Below are 23,889 nucleotides of genomic sequence, written 5' to 3'. Positions count from 1 at the left end.
CCGCGATGAGCAGAACCATCATCCGCGGTGGCCTGGTGATCACCGCGACCGAGGAGACCGAGGCCGACGTCCTCATCGAGGACGACAAGATCGCCGCCATCGCCACCCCCGCGCTGGCGCGGGAGTGGACCGCCGACGCGGTGCTCGACGCGACCGGCCGCTACGTCATCCCCGGCGGGGTCGACGCCCACACCCACATGGAGATGCCCTTCGGCGGCACCTACGCCTCGGACACCTTCGAGACCGGCACCCGCGCCGCGGCCTGGGGCGGCACGACCACCATCATCGACTTCGCCATCCAGCCCGTCGGTCGCACGCTGCGCGAGGGCGTCGAGACCTGGCACGCCAAGGCCGACGACCGCTGCGCCATCGACTACGGCTTCCACGGCATCCTCTCCGACGTCGGCGACGGCGTGCTCAAGGAGATGGACGCGCTGGTGGGGGAGGGGATCACCAGCTTCAAGATGTTCATGGCCTACCCCGGCGTGTTCTACAGCGACGACGGGCAGATCCTGCGGGCCATGCAGCGGGCCGCCGACAACGGCGCGCTGATCATGATGCACGCCGAGAACGGCATCGCCATCGACGTCCTGGTCCGCCAGGCGCTCGACGCCGGGCTGACCGACCCGAAGCACCACGGACGCGTCCGCCACCCGCTGCTGGAAGCCGAAGCCACCCACCGCGCCATCCAGCTGTCCAAAGTGGCCGGATCACCGCTGTACGTCGTGCACGTCTCGGCCACCGAGTCGGTCGCCGAGATCACCCGCGCCCGCCACGAGGGCCACAACGTCTTCGGCGAGACCTGCCCCCAGTACCTGTTCCTGACCGTCGACGAGCTCGACGCACCGGGATTCGACGGGGCCAAGTACGTCTGCTCGACCCCGCTGCGCCCCGTCGAGCACCAGGCGGCGCTGTGGCGGGCGCTGCGCACCGACGACCTCTCGGTGGTCTCCACCGATCACTGCCCGTTCTGCTTCGCGGGCCAGAAGGACCTCGGGCGCGACGACTTCTCCAAGATCCCCAACGGGATGCCCGGCGTGGAGAACCGCCTGGACCTGCTGCACGACGCCGTGGTCGCCGGCCGCATCAGCCGCCGCCGCTGGGTGGAACTGGCGTGCACCGCTCCGGCGCGGATGTTCGGGCTGCACCCGCGCAAGGGCACCATCGCGCCCGGTTCCGACGCCGACGTGGTGCTCTACGACCCCGACGCCGAGCAGGTGCTCTCCGCCGAGACCCACCACATGAACGTCGACTACAACGCCTACGAGGGCAGGCGCGTGATCGGCCGGGCCCGCACCGTCCTGTCCCGCGGCGAGGTGATCGTCGACGACGGCGAGTACCGCGGACGACCGGGACGCGGACGGTTCCTGCACCGCGACGCCTGCGGCTACCTGACCTGAGGAGGCGGAGATGGACTTCGGAGTGGTCCTGCAGACCGACCCGCCCGCCTCCCTGGTGGTCGAGCGGATGCGGCAGGCCGAAGCGCTGGGCTTCACCCACGGCTGGACCTTCGACTCCTGCGTGCTGTGGCAGGAACCGTTCGTCATCTACAGCCAGGTCCTCGCCGCCACGGAGCGGCTGCGCGTCGGCCCGATGGTGACCAACCCCAGCACCCGGGACTGGACGGTCACGGCCTCGCTGTTCGCCACCCTCAACGACATGTTCGGCCCGCGCACCGTCTGCGGCATCGGCCGCGGTGACTCGGCCGTGCGCGTCACCGGCGGCACCCCCGCCACGCTGGCGCGGCTCGGCGAGGCGATGGCGGTGATCAAGGATCTCGCGGAGGGCCGCGAGGCGAGCCCGAACGGCACACCCGTGCGCCTGCCCTGGGTCCGCGACGGGCGGCTGCCGGTGTGGATGGGCGCCTACGGCCCGAAGGCCCTGGAACTGGCCGGACGCCAGGCCGACGGGTTCATCCTGCAGCTCGCCGACCCCTACCTGACCCGCTGGATGGTCGAGCACGTCCGCGACGCCGCGCGGCGGGCCGGACGCGATCCCGACGAGGTGACCGTGTGCGTGGCGGCTCCTGCCTACGTCGGCGACGACCTCGCGCACGCGCGCGAGCAGTGCCGCTGGTTCGGTGGCATGGTCGGCAACCACGTCGCCGACCTCGTCGCCCGCTACGGCGACACCGGTGGTGCCGTGCCTGCCGCGCTCACCGACTACATCAAGGACCGGCACGGCTACGACTACTCGCACCACGGCCGCGCCGGCAACGCCAGCGCGGAGTTCGTGCCCGACGAGATCGTGGACCGGTTCTGCCTGCTCGGCGAGCCCGCCGCGCACCTGGAACGGCTCGCCGAACTCCGCGAGATCGGGGTCGACCAGTTCGCGATCTACGCGATGCACGACGCCGTCGACGGCACCCTCGGGGCCTACGGCGAGAAGATCATCCCGGCGCTGCGCTGATCAATTCCGCGTGAATTCCCGGCCCGAGGTGCCGATCACAAGGGCGGTGGTTTGTAGAGTTCCGCCTCGATTCGGGGTTCCCGCGCTGCGGGCGGAACAGGAAGGTGCGCCATGCGGCAGGGATTGGGCGCCAGGCTCGGCATCGGGTGGAGACTGCACGGCGACGGCGGCACGCCGCGCCCCGGGGAGGCCGTCGCTCCCGACGAGCGCCTCTCCTGGGGGCGCACCATCGGGCTCGGCGCCCAGCACGTGGTGGCGATGTTCGGCGCCACCTTCGTCTTCCCCGTCCTGATGGGGCTCGACCCGAACCTGGCGATCCTGGTCTCGGGCGTGGCCACGATCCTGTTCCTGCTCATCGTGCAGGGCAAGATCCCCAGCTACCTCGGCTCCAGCGCCTCGTTCGTGGGCGCGGTGACCGTCATCCGGGCCGGAGGTGGCGACAGCTCCGCGGTGACCGGCGCGATCCTGATCTGCGCGCTGGTGCTCGGCGCGGTCGGGGTGATCGTGCACTTCGTCGGTGCCGGGGCGGTGCACCGGATCCTGCCGCCCGCGGTCTCCGGTGCCGTGGTGATGCTGATCGGCTTCAACCTCGCGCCCGTGGTCGCCGAGACCTACTGGCCGCAGGACCAGTGGATCGCGCTGATCACGATGGTGATCGTGCTCGCGACCACCGTCCTGCTGCGCGGGTTCTGGGGGCGCATCGCGGTGTTCCTGGGCCTGGCCTCGGGCTACGCGCTGTCCTGGGTGTTCGACGTGGTCTTCGGCCCGATCACGGCGCCGGACGCCGACGGCAACGTCGGCACCCACCTGCGGCTGGACCTCAGCGGCGTCGGCGACGCGCCCTGGTTCGGGCTGCCGCAGCTGCACGGGCCGTCGTTCGACCTGGCCGCGATCGTCGTCGTGCTGCCGGCCGTGATCGCGCTGATCGCCGAGAACACCGGTCACGTCAAGGCCGTCGAGCAGATGACCGGGGCGCGGCTGGACGGCAGCCTGGGCCGGGCGATCTTCGCCGACGGGTTCGCCAGCGCCCTGTCCAGCGCCGTCGGCGGACCGCCGACCACCACCTACGCGGAGAACATCGGCGTCATGGCCGCCACCCGCGTCTACTCGACCGCCGCGTACTGGGTGGCGGCGGTCGTGGCCATCGCCTTCGGCCTGTGCCCGAAGTTCGGCGCGATCATCGCCGCGACGCCGGGCGGTGTGCTCGGCGGCATCACCGTCGTGCTCTACGGGATGATCGGCCTGCTCGGCGCCAAGATCTGGGTGGAGAACCGGGTCGACTTCGCCGACCCGGTCAACCTGCTGCCGCTGGCGGCCGGACTGGTCGCCGGCATCGGCGGGGTGTCGCTGCAGATCACCCCGTCGTTCGAGTTCAGCGGCATCGCCCTGGGCACGCTGGTCACGCTCATCGGCTACCACCTGCTGCGCGCGACCACTGCGCGTCGGGCTTAGAGCTCGATCTCCGGCGTGCGGATGACGACCTCGTCGGCCTCGATCGGCCTGCCCGGCAGCGGGCGGCTGTTCTCGGCGCGCAGGCCGTCGAGCAGCACCGCGATGTAGCGGGCGGGGGCGAGGCTGCGCAGCTCCTCGGGCAGCGCCTGCATGCCCTGCAGCGCGAGGCCGCTGAGCACGGCGATGTCACCGGTGCTGATGTCGTCGCGCAGCTTCCCGTCGGCCTGGGCGCGCCGGACGAGGTCGCCGACCAGCTGCAGGAACTGCTTGTTGACGGCCTCGGTGTTGGGGTCGGCGTTGATGAGCGCCCGGGCCCGGGAGGACAGGACCGTGAGCCGGACCACGGTGCGCAGCGCGAGGCCGCGGTGCATGATCTGGCTCAACGCGGTCCACGCGTCGGGCTCCTGCTCTATGGTGGCACGGGTGTCCTCCAGGACGGTGGCGAAGGCGTCCTGGGCAACGGCCCGGATCAGGGAATCGCGGTCGGGGAACCGACGGTAGAGGGTGCCCACGCCCACCCCGGCGGAGCGGGCGACCTCCTCCATCGGCACCTCCGTACCGCGTTCGGTGAACACGGCCTGAGCAGCGCTGATGATCCGGTCCCGGTTGCGGCGCGCGTCCGCGCGCAGTCGCGGCGTCGTGTCGGTGGTGGTCATGATCCTCGATTCGGCCCTGGTGTGCTTGCGGCGGATTGTCGCACGACCGGTACTCCGTTAAGGGGATGAGCGGCATCCGTTTCCCCCTGCGTCGCACACGCTTTCGTCACCTGCATCTATCCCCCGGAGGGGTGACGGAGAGGGTCTCACACGAATCGACTGTTCGGGTGTCGCGCACATTACATCCGCCCGGTTTGGGTGTTCGGGAACCGCGGCCCTAGGATTGGTTTGTACCGGGTTATCACCCAAACCTTCTTCCGATCGACCTGCCTTCGGGCGGGGGTGTGCGTGCGCGCGTTCGGAAGGCGGGGAGGACAGTGGAGAGGAGGCAAGAAGTGGCAACGGTGTGGGTGGCCCTCGCGGCCGAGGCGATCGTTCTCCTGGCTGCGGCCGGAGCGCTGACCAGCTGGGTTCGTCGTCCCAGCGAGGTTTCGGGTCAAGTCGTCGAGCCCGCCGGGCAGACCGCCTGAGGTAAGCGCGCGCACGGGCTTGTTCCCGCTGGGACAAGCCCGTGAAGCTTCTTCAATCGTTCTCGGAACGCATTTCGTTACACCATTTCCGGCGCCGTCTTCGCGCCCATTCCGCTACCGGCCGGTTTCGTTTCGGCGAATTGCGGGAAACCCGATCTCGACTTCTCGATCTCCTCGCACCGCGTGGTGTGGGGCACTGCTGTGCGCCCGGTCGCACATCGCCCGATAGGCTGGTGCGCACCAACGACCGGCCGCACCGATCGGGAAGGCATCCGTGACCTCATCGCACACGCCCAGCAGCCCGCAGACCTCGACGACGCCCGCTGCGCAGGCGCCGGGGAGCGGCCGCGGCGGGGGATCGGTGCTGCAGAACTACCGGACCTTCCTGCAGCGCGCGGCGAGCAAGCCCGGCCAGGTCGGCGCGGTGGCGCCCAGTTCGCCGCACCTGGCTCGCGAGATCGCCTCGGTGGTGCCGCGCACCGGTGAGCCGGTGGTCGTGGAGCTCGGCCCGGGCACGGGTGCGTTGAGCTCGGCCATCGCCGACCGGCTGCCCGCTGGTGGCCGCCAGCTGGCCATCGAGCTGGACGCGGGCATGATCGAGCACCTCGACCGGGAACTGCCGTGGCTGGAGGTCATCCAGGGCGACGCCTCGCACCTGGGCGCTCTGCTGGCGGATGCGGGCATCGACCGGGTGGACGCGGTCGTCAGCGGCCTGCCGTGGTCGATCTTCCCGGCCAAGCTGCAGCACGACATCCTGCAGCAGGTCGGCTCGGTGCTCACCCCGGGCGGCGCGTTCACCACGTTCGCCTACCTGCACGCCCTGGGCATGAACGGCGCCCGCCAGTTCCGCCGTCGCCTCGACGTCAGCTTCGACGAAGTCCTGACCACCCGAACGATCTGGCGCAACGTCCCCCCGGCCAGGACCTACGTCTGCAGGCGCCCGAACCTGCCAGCCTGACCGTCAAGCAAGCGCCGCAGGCGCTTTCTCCTTGCCCCGAGCAAGCAACTGGCACCGCCGCTCAGGTTCCGCTTCCGGAACCGCCACGCAAAGAGACCACAGAGTCTTGTCAGTGAACGAAAGACCGGACCCAGCCGGAGCTTGTGGCTCCGGACCGGGCCCGGTCTCTCACATTCCTGCGAGGGATAATGCAGGTCAGGAGCGGATCATCTTGCGGAGGACGTACTGCAGGATGCCGCCGTTGCGGTAGTAGTCCGCCTCGCCGGGCGTGTCGATGCGCACCTTGGCGTCGAACTCCACCTTCGAACCGTCGGCCTTGGTGGCGGTGACCTGGACGGTCTCCGGGGTCTCACCGTCGTTGAGCTTGGTGATGCCGGAGAAGTCGTAGGTCTCGGTGCCGTCGAGGCCGAGGGACTTGGCCGAGGAGCCTTCCGGGAACTGCAGCGGGATGACGCCCATGCCGATGAGGTTCGAGCGGTGGATGCGCTCGAAGGACTCGGCGATGACGGCGCGCACGCCCAGCAGGCGGGTGCCCTTGGCGGCCCAGTCGCGGGACGAGCCGGAGCCGTACTCCTTGCCGCCGAGCACCACGAGCGGGGTGTTCTGCGCGGCGTAGTTCTGCGCGGCGTCGTAGATGAACGCCTGCGGGGCGCCTTCCTGGGTGAAGTCCCGGGTGTAGCCGCCCTGCACGTCGTCCAGCAGCAGGTTGCGCAGCCGGATGTTGGCGAAGGTGCCGCGGATCATGACCTCGTGGTTGCCTCGGCGGGACCCGTAGGAGTTGAAGTCCTTGCGGTCGATGCCGTGGTCGGAGAGGTACTTGCCCGCGGGGGAGTCGGCCTTGATGGCGCCGGCCGGGGAGATGTGGTCGGTGGTGACCGAGTCGCCCAGCAGCGCCAGCACGCGGGCACCGGAGATGTCGGTGACCGGGGCGGGCTCCATCTCCATGCCCTCGAAGTACGGGGGCTTGCGGACGTAGGTGCTCTCGGTGTCCCACTCGAAGGTCTCGCCCTCCGGGGTGGGCAGGGAGCGCCAGCGCTCGTCACCCTTGAACACGTCCTGGTAGGAGGAGGTGAACATCTCGTTGGTGATGGCCGAGTCGATGGTCTGCTGGACCTCCTGCGGCGACGGCCAGATGTCGCGCAGGTACACCGGGTTGCCCTCGGTGTCGTTGCCCAGCGGGTCGGTCTCGAAGTCGAAGTCCATCGTGCCGGCGAGGGCGTAGGCGATGACCAGCGGCGGCGAGGCCAGGTAGTTCATCTTGACGTCGGGGTTGATCCGGCCTTCGAAGTTCCGGTTGCCCGACAGCACCGAGGTGACGGTGAGGTCGTTCTCCTGCACGGCGGCGGAGATCTCCTCCGGCAGCGGGCCGGAGTTGCCGATGCAGGTGGTGCAGCCGTAGCCGACGAGGTGGAAGCCGAGCTTCTCCAGGTACGGCCAGAGGCCGGCCTTCTCGTAGTAGTCGGTGACGACCTGCGAGCCGGGGGCCATGGAGGTCTTGACCCAGGGCTTGCGGGTGAGGCCCTTGTCGACGGCCTTCTGCGCGAGCAGCGCGGCGCCGAGCATGACCGACGGGTTCGAGGTGTTGGTGCAGGAGGTGATCGAGGCGATCACGACGGCACCGTGGTCGAGCTCGAACTCGCCCAGCTCCTCCGAGGAGACCTTGGTGGGCTTGGAGGTGCGGCCGCTGGAGCCGTTGGCGGCGGAGATCAGCTCGGGCTTGGCGTGCGGGCTGATCGAGGCCGGGTCGCTGGCGGGGAAGGACTCCTCGCCGGCTTCGTCGAGGGCCGCGTCGTCGGTGGGCGCCGTGGTGTAGTCGCCCAGCGAGTTCCGGAAGGACTGCTTGGCCTCGGAGACGACGATGCGGTCCTGCGGGCGCTTCGGGCCGGCGATCGACGGCACGACGGTCGACAGGTCCAGTTCGAGGTACTCGGAGTACTCGGGCTCGTGGCTCGGGTCGTGCCAGAGGCCCTGCTCCTTGGCGTAGGCCTCGACGAGGTCGACCTGCTCGGCCGGGCGACCGGTGAGCTTGAGGTAGCGCACGGTCTCGTCGTCGATCGGGAAGATCGCGGCGGTGGAGCCGAACTCGGGGCTCATGTTGCCGATGGTGGCGCGGTTGGCCAGCGGCACGGAGGCCACACCGGAGCCGTAGAACTCGACGAACTTGCCGACGACGCCGTGCTTGCGCAGCATCTCGGTGATCGTGAGCACGACGTCGGTGGCGGTGGCACCGGCCGGGATCTCACCGGTCAGCTTGAAGCCGACGACGCGCGGGATGAGCATCGACACGGGCTGGCCGAGCATCGCGGCCTCGGCCTCGATGCCGCCGACGCCCCAGCCGAGCACGCCCAGGCCGTTGACCATGGTGGTGTGGGAGTCGGTGCCGACGCAGGAGTCGGGGTAGGCCTGGCCGTTGCGGGCCATGACGGTGCGGGCCAGGTGCTCGATGTTGACCTGGTGCACGATGCCGGTGCCCGGGGGGACGACCTTGAACTCGTCGAAGGCGCCCTGGCCCCAGCGCAGGAACTGGTAGCGCTCCTTGTTGCGGCCGTACTCGAATTCGACGTTGCGCTCGAAGGCGTCGGGCTTGCCGAACACGTCGATGATCACCGAGTGGTCGATGACCAGCTCGGCCGGGGCCAGCGGGTTGACCTTGGAGGTGTCGCCGCCGAGGTCGGCGACGGCCTCACGCATGGTGGCGAGGTCGACGACGCAGGGCACACCGGTGAAGTCCTGCATGATCACCCGGGCGGGGGTGAACTGGATTTCGGTGGCGGGCTCCGCCTTGGAGTCCCAGCCGGCCAGTGCGCGCACGTGGTCGGCGGTGATGTTGGCACCGTCTTCGGTGCGCAGCAGGTTCTCCAGGAGGATCTTGAGGCTGTAGGGCAGCCGCTGGGCACCCTCGACGGCGCTGAGCCGGAACACCTCGTAAGAGGCGTCGCCGACGTTCAGCGTTCCGCGGGCGCCGAAGCTGTCCTTGCTCGCAGGTGCAGTCACGTTCAACTCCATCTCGCGACGGGCGCAAGTTCGGGAACGATTGCGAGTCTCGCGCACGTCAGCTGAGCGTGCGCGGGGACTCGCGCTCTTCACAGCTAACAGTACGCGTGTCCTATAAAGGCGCTCAACACAGGGTGACCTGACTCTGGGCGTTTCTCGCCAAAACGTGAAAAACGCCAGGTGTTTCCAGTCCGCAACACCGCGTTTCCGTTCTGGCACACCCGCCGGGGCGCGAAATTCGCCGGACCGGATGGCCCGGCCCGGCGAATGCGGACATCCGGCGGTGTCGCCCTATGGCGCCCCACCGGGGTTTCCCGTGTGCGTTTGTTCTGGCGTCAGCGGTCGCGGACCGGTTCAGGCCGCGCGCACGGCTTTCTTGACCAGGTGGACGACCAGCGTCTCAAGCAGGGCGATCGCCACGCCGGTGATGATCGTGGTCAGGAACTGAGGCATCGTGGCGCCCTCGTCGGTGTCGGTGGTGCGGAACGCCTCCGAGCGTGCGGGCGGCGGGTTAGCCGTGTTCGCAACGCAGGTGACCGGCCGGTGAACCGGTGCTCAACTCTGCAGGTCAAGCAGTGATCATGCGCCCCGCGGGCCACTGCTGCCACACCTGCACCGCCAGCGCCACCACGACCGAGGCGCCCAGCGCGATCGCCCACTGGTGCGGCAGCAGCGGGGTGCTGCCGAAGAACTGGCTCACGCCGGGGATCTGCACCAGCGCGACCAGCACCAGCGCCGAGCCCGCGGCGGCCAGCACCACCAGCGGGGTGCGGCCGCGCGAGGTCAGCGTCTGGGCCAGCTGGGTGGACACCAAGCCCACCAGCCCCGCGGTGCGGGCCTGCCCGGCGGTGGCCAGCGGCCGGGTCAGCGTCCAGGACAGTCCGGCTGCGACCGCGGTGCCCACGGCGCGGGCGCCGATCTCGCGGGCCAGGGTCGAACCCAGCGAGGCGTCCGGGCCTTCGGACAGCAGCTTCTCCGGGGTCCGGTCGGCGGGCGGGCGGACCGCGATCGCGATCGTGGGCAGCACGTCGGTGAGCATGTTGACCACCAGCAGCTGCCGGGCGTTGAGCGCGGCCGAGGGGCTGATCAACCCCGTGCCCAGCGCGTAGCCGATCTCGCCGAGGTTGCCGCCCAGCAGCACCGCCAGCGCCTCGCGCACCGAGATCCACATGCCCCGGCCCTCGGCGATGCCCTCGGTGAGCGTCTCGATCCTGTCGTCGGCGACCACCAGGTCGGCGGCATCGCGGGCGGCGGGGGTGGCGTGGGAGCCGAAGGCGATGCCCACGTGCGCCAGGTTGATCGCGGGCACGTCGTTGGCGCCGTCGCCGGTCATGGCGACCACTCGGCCCGCATCGCGCAGGCAGCGCACGATCCGCGCCTTCTGGCCCGGGCTGACCCGGGCGAACACCGCCACCTTCGGCACTTCGCCGGCGAGCTGCTCGTCGTCGAGCAGGTCCAGCTCGGCGCCGGTGAGCACGCGCTTGTCGCCGAGCATGCCGAGCTCGGCGGCGATGGCCTCGGCGGTGCTGGGGTGATCGCCGGTGATCATGATGACGTCCACGCCCGCACGACCCAGCCGGCCCACCGCCTCCGCCGCGGTGGCGTGGACCGGATCGGCCAGACCCAGCAGCCCCACCAGCTCCAGGTCGTCCACGGTGGATTCGTCGAGCCCGAAACCGGGGTCCACCCGGCGTTCGGCGACGGCCAGCAGCCGGAAGCCGCGCAGTGCCAGCCGTTCCACCTCGGCCTCGATGTCGGCGCGGGCTTGCTCGTCGAACGGGTGCGGCTGCCCGTCGCGCCGCCAGCGGGCGCAGCGTTCCAGCATCACCTCCGGTGCGCCCTTGACCGACAGCAGCCGGTCGGTGTGCACGGCGTGGAAACCGCGCGAGGGCTCGAAGGGCAGCTCCGCGAGCACCGCGCCGTCGGTGTCCAGACCGATTCCGCGCGCGCCTTCGAGCACCGCGCGGTCGGTCAGGTGCGGCAGCGGGTGGTCGTCCTCCGGTCGGGGAGTGGCGCGCAGCGCCGCCGCCACGATCTCCCGGTGCACCGGCTCCAGCTCGTCCATGTCCCGGCACTCGCGGCCGTCGGAGACCTCGCCGAGCGCGATGCGGCCCTGGGTCAGGGTGCCGGTCTTGTCGAAGCACAGCGCGTCGACCCGGCCGAGTGCCTCGATGGTCGCGGGGCTGCGCACCAGCACGCCGCGCTGCGACATCCGGCGCGCGGCGGCCAGCTCGGCGAGCGTGGCCACGAACGGCAGCCCTTCCGGAACGGCGGCCACCGCCAGGCCGACCGAGCGCGCGATGGTCTGCCCCATCGGCACCCCGCGCAGCAGGTCGGAGGCGAACAGCAGCACGCCGGCGCCGATCGAGACCGGCAGCACCTTCTTGGTCAGCTCCGCCAGCCGGACCTCCACCCCGGTCTCGTCGTCGGTCGCGGTGACCTGCGCGGTGGTGCGGCCCATCTCGGTGTGCCCGCCGACGGCGACCGCCACCGCGAGGCCACTGCCGCTGGCGATGACGGTGCCCTGGTAGAGCATGCAGGTCCGATCGGCGACCGCCGGCGCCGTGGTCGGGGCCGCGTTCTTGGCGACCAGCTGGGACTCACCGGTCAGCCCGGATTCGTCGACCTCCAGCGATTCGGCCTCGAGCACCCGGCAGTCGGCCGGAACACCGTCTCCCGCGCGCAGTTCGACGACGTCACCGGGCACCAGCCGGTCGGCGGGCACGATCTCGCTGCAGCCCTCGCGCCGCAGCCGGGCCGGGGTCTGCCCGGCCTCCAGCAACTTGCCCAGCTCCCGGTCGGTGGCCCGGCGCTGGATGCCGTCGATCAGGGCGCTGGCCAGCAGCACGCCGCCGATGAGCACCGCGTCGATCACCGATCCCAGGCCCGCCGAGATCACCGCCCCGGCACCCAGCACCGGCGTGATCGGCGTGATCAGGCCCTCGATGGTCGCCGCGAGCACCCCCGGCGAGTCGCCGGCGCCGTCGGTGGGACGGTGCCGCTCGGCGGCCACCGCCTGGGTCAGGCCCTGCTCGGAGCTGTTCAGCGTCGCGAGCACCGCCGCGGCGGGCATCGCGTGCCACGGGGTGCGCTCCCGCGGCAGGGGCGGGGGCAGGCTGGCCGCGCGCAGCGCGATCCAGGTTCCGGTCGCGTACGCGGAGAGGGTGGCCACGTGCACCGGCATCGAGGCCCGCGCGGGGGCGCCGGTGGCCGGGCCGAACGCGGCGAACAGCGCTCCCAGCACGCCTCCGGTCATGGAGATCCCGGTGGCGTACCTGCTCGCGGTGCGCGCGTTCTCGGCTGAGCCGAGCAGTGTGTGCAACACACCGGCGTGCGGGCAGAGCACGTCGGCGGCCCACCCTGCCGGGTCCGATGTGGAGAGTCCGATGCCGAGGTCGGCGGCCGCCAGCGCGGCGCTGTCGCGGTGCGAGACCACCGCCACGACCGCGCCGTCGCGCTGCAACCGGTGCACGGCCCTGACCAGCCGGGAGCCACCGGGCATCGCGCCGTCGAGGCCCAGCCGCCGGTCCAGGCCGCCCCGGGAACCGGCGACCAGCACGCTCGACGCCACGCCGCGGGCGGTGTCCACCAGGGCCTCGGCCAGCGGATCGAGCTCGTCGGCCACCACCACCAGCGCCACGGTGCTGCCGTCGCGCCGCAACGCGACCACCGTGGCTCCGCGCGCGGTCTCGTCCTCCGCGGCCTGCGCGATCGCATCGGGCAACGGGTCGCAGTCGTCCAGCGGCAGCACCGCCCAGCGGTCCTGGTGGCGGGGCGCGTTCGGTTCGGCCGGGTCGATGAGTTCGGCCGCGCGGGCGTACAGCCGCGCCGGATCCTCGCCCTCCTCGTCGAGCGCGATCACCGAATCGACCACGCGGCGCCCGGTCAGCAGCGTCGCGGCGTCGAACACCACGGTGTCCAGCCGATCCAGCAGCCGCAGCGCGTCCGGCTCCAGCACCAGGCCTTCGTGTGCCGACAGCGAGGTGCTCAGCGACGTCGCGAACGCCTCCCGCCCGGCGACCGCGGGCTTGGGCACCGCCGCCAGCAACGCGCCCAGCGCCCGCTGCGGGGCGCGCGAGAGGAGGTACACCGTGGTCGCGCCGCCCACCGCGGCCGTGCCGGAGGCGTTGGCGACGCGCTCGACCGGACCGTCCGGCGGCGGGCACGGCCGCGGCGGCACCGGCAGCGCCGCGCAGCGGTGCGGCAGCCTGCCCTCCCAGTGCTGCCAGGCCTGGTGTCGCGACAGGGTTTCCCGAGCGGAGCAGAACCGGCCGCACAGATCGGTCAGCGCCCCCAGCGGTCGGCCGGCCAGGCCCTGCCCGGCGGCACCGCCCAGTGCGAGCGCGATCTCCAGCGGCGTCCGTCCGACGACCTGGCGCACCCCGCGCCGCATCCACGGCACCGTGTCGACCAGTGACACCGCGGCCGGCACCAGCGGGGAGACCAGCCGCAGCGGCAGCAACGCCGTCAGGCTCGAGTAGCCGAGCCCGACGGCGGAGACCGCCACCGCACCGGCGTCGCGCAGCACCGCATCGGCGTTGCCGGGATGCCGGTCGCTGCGCGGCGCGACCTCCGCATCACCCAGGCCGAAGCCCGCTTCGACCTCACCGACGACCCGGACCGGCTCGTCGAGATCGGGCAGTTCCGGATCGTGCCGCAGCACCACGCGGCCGAGCACGGCGTTGACCTCGGCCGCGTGGACGCCGGGTATTTCCGCCAGGCGTCGTTCGACCTCCTGGGCGGCGAGCTCGTTGTCGGGCAGGTGCACACCGCGCATCTCCAGGTGGCTGCGCTCCCTGCCGCGCCAGACACGGCGATCGAACGGGGAGGAAGTGGCCACCTGGGCGGCCCGCAGCACCGGCGCGGCGATCTGGGCGGCTCGCGACAGCAGCCGGCGCAGCGGCATCGGCACTCCAGTGCGGTCAGTCTTGGTCGGCGTCCTGTCCGGAGCTGCGCCGCATCACGGCCGCGCCGATGCCGATCGCCGCGGCCACCGGCCACTCGATCACGCTCAGCGCCGCCGCTGCGGTCAGACCGCCGTAGAACAGCATCTGCTCCGGCGACGGCAGGTTCGAGCGCACCGCCGTGACCGTGGAGGCGAGGTTGTCGCGGCCCGGCATCTCGGGCAGCGGGATCCGGGTGGTGTGCCAGGACGCGGTGACGTAGGGGACCGGGATCGAGGCGCCGGTGGAGTCGGGCTTCTTCGCGCTCGCCGTCTTCTGAGCACTGGAACCGGAAGCCGACGAGCGTGTCTGCTTCGGCCCCGACGACTTGCGGCCGCGCTGGGTGTGCGTGGAGCTGGTGGTGGCCATCGCGGTGCCCTTCTACGACTTCAGGACCAGCTCAGGCTACTGCGAACAGGGCAGTGGTGTCGGGTGAACGAGCGGTGTCCGCGCACGACGGTCGGCTCAGGCCGCGGTGCTGCCGCTGCGCGCCGCAGCGCGGTAGCGGCGCGCGATCAACTCCACCACCGCCGGGTGCACCCCGATCGGCTCGGCGACCCCGGCCACCGGAAGCGCGGCCAGCCGCCGGTGGAACAGGCCCGGGGCCAGCAGGTACGGGGCCACGAAGTCACCGGGCTGGTGGATCTCCTCGGTCGCCGGGGCGGCCGTGGTGACGTAGCTGGGGTTGAGCCACTGCCCGCACGCGCGACCCAGCCGCCGCGCGGCCGCCCGCACATCGGCCAGCGCGCGTTCGTCGGAGGATCCGGCCGCCGAGAACAGCACCCGGTGACCCGGGCGCCAACCGGCCTCGGTCAGCCGGTCCCGCAGCGCTTCGGTGATCTCCCGCGCCGGCCCCAGCGGTTCGGTGATCGTCACGTCCCGCCGGTCGGTGGTCGCGACCTGCTCGGGAAGGTCGGTGCGCACGTGGTACCCGGCCGCCAGGAACGCGGGCAGCGCCACCACCGGACCCGGCACCTGCTCCAGCGCCTCGGCCACGGTCGGGCCGATGACGTCGACGTAGCCGACGTGCACCGGCACGTCGAGCCGGTGCGCGGCGGCCTCGGCCAGGTGCTCGATCACCCGCGGCCCCCCGGGGTCGCGGGTTCCGTGGGCCACCAGCAGCAGCGGCGGGTGCGCGGGGTTCACGGCAACGGATCGGCGCATCGCGGGGAGTCCCCCATCGGTTCCAGCGGAAGTCGGTATCCGCGTTTGATCACGGTCTGCACCAGCTGCGGCCGGCCGAGCGAGGACCGCAGCCGCGCCACCGCCTGCTCGACGGCGTGCTCGTCGGCGGCACCGCCACCGGCGCAGTTGAGCGCCGCGGCCAGCGCCGGCCGCGAAACCACCCGGCCCGGCCGCTCGGCCAGCGCCCGCAGCAGCGTCGTTCCCTGCGGCGACAGCTGCCTGACCTCGCCGTCGAGGATGGCGGCGTGCCCGCGCACCTGGAGGCTGTGCCCGGCCACCGGCAGCGTCGGCGAGCGCATCGGCAGCGCCTCGCACAACGACCGCACCAGCGCGCCGATCCGGAACCGCTCCGGGATCACCGCGGGCACCCCGCGGTCGGCCAGCGGCGCGTGCGTCACCGGACCCACGCACGCCGCCAGCACCGGACCGCGCAGCGCCGTCAGCAGCTCGTCCCGGCAGTTCCGCTCGGCGGCCAACGACAGCAGGCTCGCCGCCGCCGGAGCGCTGGTGAAGGTCACCGCGTCGACCTGGTGCGCGCACACCGCCGCCAGCAGGCTCTCCAGCGCGGTGATGTCGGCCGGTGCCGTCCACCGGTACACCGGCACCTCGATGACCTTCGCCCCGGCGCAGTGCAGCGCCTCGACGAAGTCCGGCAGCGGCTGGCCGTGCAGCTGCACCGCGATCCGCAGCCCGTCGAGGGGTTCGGCGAGCAGGTGCTCCAGCAGTTCCGCCGAGGACTCCGAGGTCGGCGACCACGGGTCGGGCAGCCCGGCCGCCCGCACCGCGCCCCGCGCCTTCGGCCCCCGCGCCAGCAGCCGCGCCGAGCTCAGCGCGTCCAGCAGCTCGGCACCCACGCCCCAGCCGTCGGCGGCCTCCACCCAGCCCCGGAAGCCGATGCCGGTGGTGGCCACGACCGCGTCCGGCGGGTGCTGCAGGCACTCGTCGGTGACGCGGCGCAGCTCGGTGTCGTCGGCCAGCGGGAGGATCCGCAGCGCCGGGCCGTGCACGACCCGCGCGCCGCGGCGCTCCAGCAACGAGCCCAGCTCCTCGGCCCGTCTCGCCGCGGTGACCGCGACGGTGTATCCGGTCAGTTCTTCGCTCAAGGGAGCGCGACCTCCACGACGGTCTCGCGGCGGCGCACCGGGAACACCGGCAGCCGCGCGCCCGGGTCGTCCAGGCACTCCCCGGTGCGCAGCGAGAACACCTGCTTGAGCATCGGCGAGGCCACGGTCGGCTCCCCGCCCCGGTCACCGACGATGCCGCGGCTCATCACCCCGGCCCCGCAGAACGGGTCGACGTTGCCGATCGCGTACAGCTCGTCGTCGTGGGTGCGGAACACCGCCACCGGGTGCTCGCCGATGAGCGCCGGAACGCCGTACTCGGGCAGCAGCAGTTCGATGTCGCAGATCTGGTGCCAGTTCACGAGCGGACCTCCTGTTTCGGGGCGACGATCTCGGGCATCGGCAGGCTCACCGGGCCCGGGCGGATCTGACCGCGTTCCTCGATGAAGCGGATGGTGGGATCGGGCGCGTCGGGGGCGTTGACGAACGACACGAACCGCGAGAGCTTGCCCGGGTCCGACAGCACGCCCGCCCACTCGTCGGAGTAGGTGTCGACGTGGCGCTGCATCGCGGCCTCCAGCTCCTCGGCGATGCCCAGCGAGTCCTCGACGACGACCTCCTTGAGGTGCTCCAGCCCGCCGTCGAGCGACTCCACCCACGCCGAGGTGCGCTGCAACCGGTCGGCGGTGCGCACGTAGAACATCAGGAACCGGTCGATGAGCTGGATCAGCCGCTCGTCGTCGAGGTCGGCGGCCAGCAGCTCGGCGTGGCGCGGGGTGAACCCGCCGTTGCCGCCGACGTAGAGGTTCCAGCCCTTGTCGGTGGCGATGACGCCGAAGTCCTTGCCGCGCGCCTCGGCGCACTCGCGGGCGCACCCCGACACCGCGGACTTGAGCTTGTGCGGCGAGCGCAGACCCCGGTAGCGCAGCTCCAGGCGGATCGCCATGCTCACCGAGTCCTGCACGCCGTAGCGGCACCAGTCGTTGCCGACGCAGGACTTCACCGTCCGCAGCGCCTTGCCGTAGGCGTGCCCGGACTCGAAACCGGCGTCCACCAGCTTCTTCCAGATCTCCGGCAGCTGCTCCACCCGCGCGCCGAAGAGGTCGATGCGCTGCCCGCCGGTGATCTTGGTGTAGAGGCCGAACTCCTTGGCGACCTCGCCGAGCACGATGAGCTTCTCCGGGGTGATCTCCCCGCCGGGCACCCGCGGCACCACCGAGTAGGTGCCGTTGCGCTGGATGTTGGCCAGGAACCGGTCGTTGGTGTCCTGCAGCGACGCCTGCTCGCCCTCCAGGATGTGGCCGTTGCCGAGGCTGGCCAGGATCGAGGCCACCGCGGGCTTGCAGATGTCGCAGCCGCGTCCGGACCCGTGCTTGGCGATCAGCTCCGAGAACGAGCCGATGCCGGTGGCCTGCGCGATCTCGAACAGCTCCGCCCGCGACTGGGTGAAGTGCTCGCACAACGCCTTCGAGGTCACCACGCCGCACTCGTTCAGCAGCGTCTTGAGCATCGGCACGCACGAGCCGCAGCTGGTGCCGGCCTTGGTGCAGGACTTGACCTCCGGCACGTCGGCCAGCCCGTGCTCGGCGATCGCGCAGGTGATCTCGCCCTTGGTCACGTTGTTGCAGGAGCACACCGTCGCGTCGTCGGGCAGCGCACCGGAGTCCACACCGGACCCGGCGGGCAGCAGCAGCTGCTCCGGCGGTGCGGGCAGCTCGCGGTCCACCAGCGGACGCAGCACCGCGTAGGCGCTCGCGTCACCGACCAGCACCCCGCCCAGCAGCACCCGGGCGTCGTCGGAGAGCACCAGCTTGGCGTAGGTGCCCGCCGCGTTGTTGGCGTAGACGACCTCCAGCGCGCCCTCGGTGGTGCCGTGCGCGTCGCCGAAGCTGGCCACGTCGACACCGAGCAGCTTGAGCTTGGTCGACATGTCGGCACCTGGGAAGGTGCCCTCGCCGAGCTCCAGCAGCTGATCGGCGACCCCCTCGGCCATCGCGTAGCCGGGCGCGACCAGGCCGTAGCAGCGGCCCTCGACCGCCGCGCACTCACCGATCGCCCACACGCCCTCGACGCTGGTGCGGCAGGCGTCGTCGACGAGGAACCCGCCGCGCTCACCGCGCGCCACACCGGCGATCTCGGCCAGCTCGTCACGCGGGCGCACCCCGGCGGAGAACACCACCAGGTCGGTGTCGATGACCGTGCCGTCGGCCAGCGTCACGCCCGTGACGCGCTCCTCGCCGTCGAGGGACTGCGTGGCCGCGCCGGCGTGGATGGTCAGGCCCAGCTCCTCGACGAGACCGCGCAGCACCTGCCCGCCGCCCTCGTCGACCTGCAGCGGCATCAGCCGGGGCGCCATCTCCACCACGTGCGGGCGCATGCCCAGCAGCCGCAGCGCGTTGGCCGCCTCCAGACCCAGCAGCCCGCCGCCGATGACCACGCCGTCGCGGCCCTCCGTGGCGGCCTCGCGGATCGCGTCGAGGTCGTCGATCGTGCGGTAGACGAACGCGCCGGGCAGCTGGTGACCGGGCACCGGCGGCACGAACGGCTTCGAACCGGTCGCCAGCACCAGCGCGTCGTAGGTCAGCGACTCGCCGCTGTCCAGCGTCACCGCGCGGGCACCGGTGTCCACACCGGTCACCGCGGCGTTGAGCCGCAGGTCGACCATCGGGTCGTCGAGGACGTCCTGACCCGTCAGGCTCAGGTCCTCGGCGCTCTTGCCGTCCAGGTAGGACGACAGCCCCACCCGGTCGTAGGCGGGGCGGGGCTCCTCGCCGAGCACGACGATCCGCCAGGCGTTCGCCTCATCGCGATCGCGGAGTGTTTCAACGAGCCGGTGGCCGACCATCCCGTGGCCGACGACGACGAGCGTGCGGGTCATGCCGCGCCCTCCCTTTCTGATTCGATGCGATCCGCCAACGAGCCGCAGAGCCGGCCGACGTCGTCGACGCAGCCCCCGCAGCCGGTGGTCGCCCGCGTTGCCCTGGCCAGCTCGGCGACCGAGCGGGCACCTCCGTGCCAGGCGGTGATCAGGGACTTCTTGGTGACGTTGTTGCAGCGGCACAGCACCGCGTCCTCGGGCAGCTCCACCGGAGCGCCCGGCACCGCCGTCGGGGTGCCCAGCAGCAGCGACAACCGGTCAGCGGGCATCGGCAGGTCCCGGTCGTGCAGCTGGCTCACGGCGGCGATCGCGGCCGGGAACCCCAGCAGCACCGCGCCGGAGATCCGCCCGGAGCGCAGCGCGAGCTTGGCGTAGCGGCCCCGCGCCGGGTCCGACAGCGTGACGATCTCGGCGTCGGGCGCGCCCAGCGCGCGCACCGAACCGACCGAGACCAGGTCGATGCCCCGGGCCTTGAGCCGCGACACGACCCGGGTCCCGGAGTGCGCCGCGTCGCGACCGGAAGACAGGTGTGCCGCCAGCGCCTCGGCCTGCTCCCAGGCCGCGCCGACCAGGCCGGGCGTGGTGCCGCGGTGCTCGGCGCAGTCGCCGATCGCGTGGATGCGCTCATCGCTGGTGCGCAGCAGGTCGTCGACGACCACACCGCGGTTGATCGACACCCCGGCGCGCTGCGCGAGCGTCACGTTCGGCCACACCCCGGTGCAGGCCACCACCCGCTCGGCCGGGACCTCCTCGCCGTCGCCGAGCCGCAGCACCGGCGCCCGGTACGAACCGGCCTTCACTCCCACTCGCACGTCCACCCCGAGCGCGGTCAGCCGCTCGGCCAGCATCCGGCCGCCGACCTCGTCGAGCTGGCGGTCCATCAGGTGTTCCTCGCGGTGCACCAGGGTGACCCGGTGCCCGCGCGCCAGCAGCGCCCGCGCGGTCTCCACCCCGAGCACACCGCCACCGAGCACCGCGACCGGGCCGGTGCCCTCCACCAGGCGCGCGCAGTCGTCGAGGGTGCGCAGCGCGGTGAGCCGCTCGGCGCCCAGACCCCGCACCTCCGGCACCAGCGGCCGCGCCCCGGTGGCCAGCACCAGCGCGTCGTAGCCGAACTCGCGGCCGTCCTCGGCGCGTACCACCCGCTGCACCCGGTCGATGTCGGTCACCGCGCACCCGAGGTGCACCTCGGCGTCGAGCTCCGGCAGCGACACCGCGCCGGCGGGCAGCGACCCGTCCAGCACCGAGCCCAGCAGCACCCGGTTGTAGGCGGGCCGCCCCTCGGCGCCGAGCACGGTCACCGGGCCGTCGTGGCCCAGCGCGCGCAGGCGCTCGACGAAGCGGTGCGCGGCCGGGCCGTTGCCGACCACGACGACCCGCCCGGCGGTCGGGTTGAGGGCGGTCATGGCGCGACCACCTCCCGCTCCGGTTCCAGGCGCACCGCGCTGACCTTGAACTCCGGCATCCGGCTGCGCGGGTCCAGCGCGTCGGAGGTGAGCAGGTTCGCCCGCCCGTCGCCGGGGAAGTGGAACGGCAGGAACACCGTGTCGGTGCGCATCGTCGGGACCAGCCGCACGGTGGCGACGGTGCTGCCGCGCGGCGAGGTCACCCGCGCCCGCGCGCCCTCGGCCAGCCCCGCGCGAGCGGCGGTGTCCGGGTGGACCTCCACGAACGCCTCGGGAGCCGCCTCGTTGAGCTCGGCGACCCGGCGGGTCTGCGCCCCCGACTGGTACTGCGCCAGCACGCGGCCGGTCGTGGCGGTCAGCGGGAACACCTCGGCCGGGACGTCACCGGCCTCGCGGTGCTCGACCGGGACGAACCGCGCGCGTCCGTCGGCGTGGGCGAAACCGTCCAGGAACAGCCGGGGCGTTCCCGGGTGCTCGCCGTCCGGGCACGGCCAGTGCAGCGCCTCCCCGGCGTCGAGGCGCTCGTAGCTGATGCCCGAGTAGTCGGCCTTGCCACCGGCCGAGGCGCGGCGCAGCTCTTCGAAGACCTCGCGCGGCCGAGTGGGGTAGCGGTGCCCTGGCTCGCCCAGCCGGGTGGCGATGCCGTGCAGCACCTCCAGGTCGCTGCGCGCGTGCCCCGGGGGCACCTGCAACCCGCGGCGCCGCAGGACGCGGCCCTCCAGGTTGGTCATGGTGCCCTCCTCCTCGGCCCACTGGGTCACCGGCAGCACCACGTCGGCCAGCTCGGTGGTCTCCGACGGCACGAAGTCGGCCACCACCAGCAGGTCCAGGGCCTTCAGGCGGTCGGTCACGTGGGCGGCGTTGGGCGCCGAGACCACCGGGTTGGAACCGAAGACCAGCAGCGCGCTCGGCCCGTCCTCGGTGCCCAGCGCGTCCAGCAGCTCGTAGGCCGAGCGACCCGGGCCGGGCAGCTCCTCCGGGGGCACGCCCCACACCTCGGCGACGTGCTCGCGCGCGGCCTGATCGGTGATCATCCGGTAGCCGGGCAGCTGATCGGCCTTCTGGCCGTGCTCCCGGCCGCCCTGGCCGTTGCCCTGCCCGGTCAGGCAGCCGTACCCGCCACCGGGACGACCCGGCAGGCCCAGCGCCAGCGCCAGGTTGATGAACCCCGAGACGGTGTCCACGCCCTTGCTGTGCTGCTCGGCGCCGCGGCCGGTGAGCACGTACGCGCTGCCGGCCTCGGCGAGCATCCGCACCGCCTGGCGCTGCTCGGACACCGGGACGCCGGTGACCCGCTCGACCCGCTCCGGCCACCACGACATCGCCCGCTGCCAGGCGGACTCGAAGCCGCCGGTGCGCTCGGCGATGTAGCCGGTGTCGCTGCGGCCGTCGACGACCGCGATGTGCAGCAGTCCCAGCGCGAGCGCCAGATCCGTGCCCGGCAGCGGCTGCAGGTGCAGCGCCGCCTGCTCGGCCGTGGCCGTGCGGCGCGGGTCGATGACGATCAGCTCCGGCGACCGCAAGTGCTGCATCAGCGGCGGCATCGTCTCGGCCGGGTTCGCCCCGGCCAGCAGCACCACGTCGGCCCCGCCCAGGTCGGTCACCGGGAACGGCAGCCCCCGGTCCACCCCGAACGCCGCGTTGCCGGCCGCGGCGGCCGAGGACATGCAGAACCGGCCGTTGTAGTCGATCTGGCTCGTGCCCAGCGCCAGCCGCGCGAACTTGCCCAGCAGGTAGGCCTTCTCGTTGGTGAGACCGCCACCGCCGAACACCCCGATCGCATCCGGGCCGCGCTCGGCCCGGATGCGATCGAGACCCGTGGCGATGGTGTCGAGCGCGATGTCCCAGGACACCGGGACGAGCTCGCCGTCGCGGCGCACCATCGGGTGGCGCAGCCGGTCGGCGACGTCCAGCAGGGACGGAGCGGTCCACCCCTTCTGGCACAGCCCGCCCCGGTTCACCGGGAAGTCCGTCGGCCGCACCGACACCCCGCGCCGCTCGCGCGTGAGCCGGGTGCCGCACTGCAGGGCGCAGTACGGGCAGTGCGTGGCCACGGTTCGAACGTCAGGCACGGCCTGCCTCCGCGGTCCGCTTCTCCGGCCGACCCGCCGGAACCCGACCGGGCTTGAGCGCACCCCGCAGGTACACCGCCCAGGTCACCAGCACGCACACCAGGTAGTAGGCGAGGAACACCATCAGCGCCCCGTCACCGCTGGCCGCGGCGCCGCCGTAGGACGAGCGGAACGCCAGGTTGATGCCCACCCCGCCGAGCGCGCCGATCGCCCCGGCGATGCCGATGACCGCACCGGACAGGCGCCGCGCCTTGGCGAAGGCCGCCACGGCCTCACCGCCGGAGGTCACCTCGTCCTCGGCCTCCTCGGCGTAGACCGCCGGGATCATCTTGTAGGTCGAGCCGTTGCCCAGGCCGGTCAGCAGGAACAGCGCGATGAACGCCGCCACGTACAGCCCGAACGAGCCCTGCGCGGAGGCCACCAGCAGCACCGCCACACCGGCGGCCATGAGCACGAAGTTCCACAGCGTCACCCGCGCACCGCCGACCCGGTCGGCCAGCCAGCCGCCCAGCGGCCGCGACACCGACCCCACCAGCGGGCCCAGGAACGTCCAGGACGCCGCCTGCAGCGGGGTGAAGTCGAACTCGGTCTGCAGCACCAGGCCGAACGCGAAGCTGAACCCGATGAACGACCCGAAGGTGCCCACGTACAGCAACGAGATCCACCAGGTGTGCCTGCTGCGGCAGGCCTCGGCCAGCGCGCCCGGCTTGGCCTTGATGGCGTCGACGTTGTCCATGAACAGCGCCGCGCAGATCGCCGACACCGCGATCAGCGGCAGGTAGATCGCCGCCACGTAGGACGGGTGGGTGTTGCCCGCGAAGGCGATCACCAGCAGGCCCACCACCTGGATGGTGGCCACGCCGATGTTGCCGCCACCGGCGTTGAGGCCCAGCGCCCAGCCCTGCAGCCGCTGCGGGAAGAAGATCGTGATGTTGGTCATCGACGAGGCGAAGTTGCCGCCGCCGACACCGGCCGTGGCGCCGATGAGCATGAACACCCACAGCGGCGTGCCCGGCTGCTGCACGAAGTGGAACGCCAGACCGGCGGGCACCAGCAGCAGCAGCGCGCTGAAGATGGTCCAGTTCCGGCCGCCGAAGCGGGTCACCGCCGCCGCGTAGGGCAGCCGCAGCACGGCGCCCACCAGGTTCGGGGTGATCACCAGCAGGAACTTCTCCGACGCCGTGAACGGCAGTCCGATGTCCGGGCCCATGAACAGGACCAGGACCGACCAGATGCTCCAGATGGAGAAGCCGATGTGCTCGGAGATGATGGAGAAGATCAGGTTCCGGCGCGCGACGTGCTTGCCGGTGGATTCCCAGAGGTCCTCGTTCTCCGGGTCCCAGCCCTCGATCCAACGGCCTCTCGGGGCCCGTGCGTTCGCAGTCAACGCGGCTCCTCTCAACGG

Annotated in this window: 16 protein-coding genes; 5 read left to right on the top strand and 11 right to left on the bottom strand. The window is 72.2% G+C overall.

The window, feature by feature from the left end:
• The first annotated feature begins 5 nt into the window (after positions 1 to 5).
• From hydA to QFW96_RS05310, 3 genes are all read left to right on the top strand, one after another.
• Positions 6 to 1,400, top strand: a complete 1,395-nt coding sequence (gene hydA, locus QFW96_RS05320) for a dihydropyrimidinase (RefSeq protein WP_281454388.1) — start codon at positions 6 to 8, stop codon at positions 1,398 to 1,400.
• A gap of 10 nt (positions 1,401 to 1,410) precedes the next feature.
• Positions 1,411 to 2,409: a TIGR03842 family LLM class F420-dependent oxidoreductase gene (locus QFW96_RS05315; RefSeq protein WP_281454387.1), complete on the top strand. Its 999-nt coding sequence runs from the start codon at positions 1,411 to 1,413 to the stop codon at positions 2,407 to 2,409.
• A 111-nt stretch (positions 2,410 to 2,520) separates the two neighbouring features.
• On the top strand, positions 2,521 to 3,861 hold the full coding sequence (locus QFW96_RS05310; protein WP_281454386.1) for a uracil-xanthine permease family protein: 1,341 nt from the start codon (positions 2,521 to 2,523) through the stop codon (positions 3,859 to 3,861).
• On the opposite strand, the gene QFW96_RS05305 is transcribed toward QFW96_RS05310, so the two are convergent.
• Positions 3,858 to 4,517, bottom strand: coding sequence for a TetR/AcrR family transcriptional regulator (locus tag QFW96_RS05305; protein ID WP_281454385.1), 660 nt, complete (start codon positions 4,515 to 4,517; stop codon positions 3,858 to 3,860). The genes QFW96_RS05310 and QFW96_RS05305 overlap by 4 nt on opposite strands.
• Before the next feature lie 335 nt (positions 4,518 to 4,852).
• Here QFW96_RS05305 and QFW96_RS05300 point away from each other — a divergent pair, with 335 nt between their 5' ends.
• Both QFW96_RS05300 and QFW96_RS05295 read left to right on the top strand, forming a co-directional pair.
• A complete protein-coding gene (locus tag QFW96_RS05300) occupies positions 4,853 to 4,987 on the top strand; it encodes a hypothetical protein (RefSeq protein ID WP_281454384.1) in 135 nt (44 codons plus the stop codon).
• Between the two features lie 361 nt (positions 4,988 to 5,348).
• Positions 5,349 to 5,945 (top strand): class I SAM-dependent methyltransferase, encoded by a 597-nt coding sequence (locus QFW96_RS05295; RefSeq protein WP_281454654.1) that lies wholly within the window; start codon positions 5,349 to 5,351, stop codon positions 5,943 to 5,945.
• 195 nt (positions 5,946 to 6,140) lie between these two features.
• Here the strand turns inward: QFW96_RS05295 and acnA are convergent, their stop codons facing one another.
• From acnA to QFW96_RS05245, 10 genes are all read right to left on the bottom strand, one after another.
• Positions 6,141 to 8,951 carry an aconitate hydratase AcnA gene (acnA, locus tag QFW96_RS05290; protein WP_281454383.1) on the bottom strand — a complete coding sequence of 937 codons (2,811 nt, stop codon included), beginning with the start codon at positions 8,949 to 8,951 and terminating at the stop codon, positions 6,141 to 6,143.
• Positions 8,952 to 9,507: 556 nt separating this feature from the next.
• Positions 9,508 to 13,845 (bottom strand): cation-translocating P-type ATPase, encoded by a 4,338-nt coding sequence (locus QFW96_RS05285; protein WP_281454382.1) that lies wholly within the window; start codon positions 13,843 to 13,845, stop codon positions 9,508 to 9,510.
• A gap of 16 nt (positions 13,846 to 13,861) precedes the next feature.
• A complete protein-coding gene (locus tag QFW96_RS05280; protein WP_281454381.1) occupies positions 13,862 to 14,251 on the bottom strand; it encodes a hypothetical protein in 390 nt (129 codons plus the stop codon).
• A 96-nt stretch (positions 14,252 to 14,347) separates the two neighbouring features.
• Positions 14,348 to 15,046 carry a sirohydrochlorin chelatase gene (locus QFW96_RS05275; protein WP_281454380.1) on the bottom strand — a complete coding sequence of 233 codons (699 nt, stop codon included), beginning with the start codon at positions 15,044 to 15,046 and terminating at the stop codon, positions 14,348 to 14,350.
• Positions 15,025 to 16,170 (bottom strand): uroporphyrinogen-III synthase, encoded by a 1,146-nt coding sequence (locus QFW96_RS05270; protein ID WP_281454379.1) that lies wholly within the window; start codon positions 16,168 to 16,170, stop codon positions 15,025 to 15,027. Before QFW96_RS05270 ends, QFW96_RS05275 begins: the two co-directional genes overlap by 22 nt.
• On the bottom strand, positions 16,167 to 16,490 hold the full coding sequence (gene nirD / locus QFW96_RS05265) for a nitrite reductase small subunit NirD (RefSeq protein WP_281454378.1): 324 nt from the start codon (positions 16,488 to 16,490) through the stop codon (positions 16,167 to 16,169). Before nirD ends, QFW96_RS05270 begins: the two co-directional genes overlap by 4 nt.
• Positions 16,487 to 19,006 (bottom strand): nitrite reductase large subunit NirB, encoded by a 2,520-nt coding sequence (nirB, locus tag QFW96_RS05260; RefSeq protein WP_281454377.1) that lies wholly within the window; start codon positions 19,004 to 19,006, stop codon positions 16,487 to 16,489. The genes nirD and nirB overlap by 4 nt, the downstream gene beginning before the upstream one ends.
• Positions 19,003 to 20,412 (bottom strand): FAD-dependent oxidoreductase, encoded by a 1,410-nt coding sequence (locus QFW96_RS05255; protein ID WP_281454376.1) that lies wholly within the window; start codon positions 20,410 to 20,412, stop codon positions 19,003 to 19,005. Before QFW96_RS05255 ends, nirB begins: the two co-directional genes overlap by 4 nt.
• On the bottom strand, positions 20,409 to 22,484 hold the full coding sequence (locus QFW96_RS05250; RefSeq protein WP_281454375.1) for a molybdopterin oxidoreductase family protein: 2,076 nt from the start codon (positions 22,482 to 22,484) through the stop codon (positions 20,409 to 20,411). The genes QFW96_RS05255 and QFW96_RS05250 overlap by 4 nt, the downstream gene beginning before the upstream one ends.
• Positions 22,477 to 23,871, bottom strand: a complete 1,395-nt coding sequence (locus QFW96_RS05245; RefSeq protein WP_281454374.1) for a nitrate/nitrite transporter — start codon at positions 23,869 to 23,871, stop codon at positions 22,477 to 22,479. Before QFW96_RS05245 ends, QFW96_RS05250 begins: the two co-directional genes overlap by 8 nt.
• Positions 23,872 to 23,889 lie beyond the last annotated feature (18 nt).

The sequence above is a fragment of the Saccharopolyspora ipomoeae genome (genome assembly GCF_029952525.1).
In the GTDB taxonomy this organism is placed as follows: Bacteria; Actinomycetota; Actinomycetes; order Mycobacteriales; family Pseudonocardiaceae; genus Saccharopolyspora; species Saccharopolyspora ipomoeae.
This window is presented reverse-complemented; position numbering and strand designations above follow the sequence as displayed.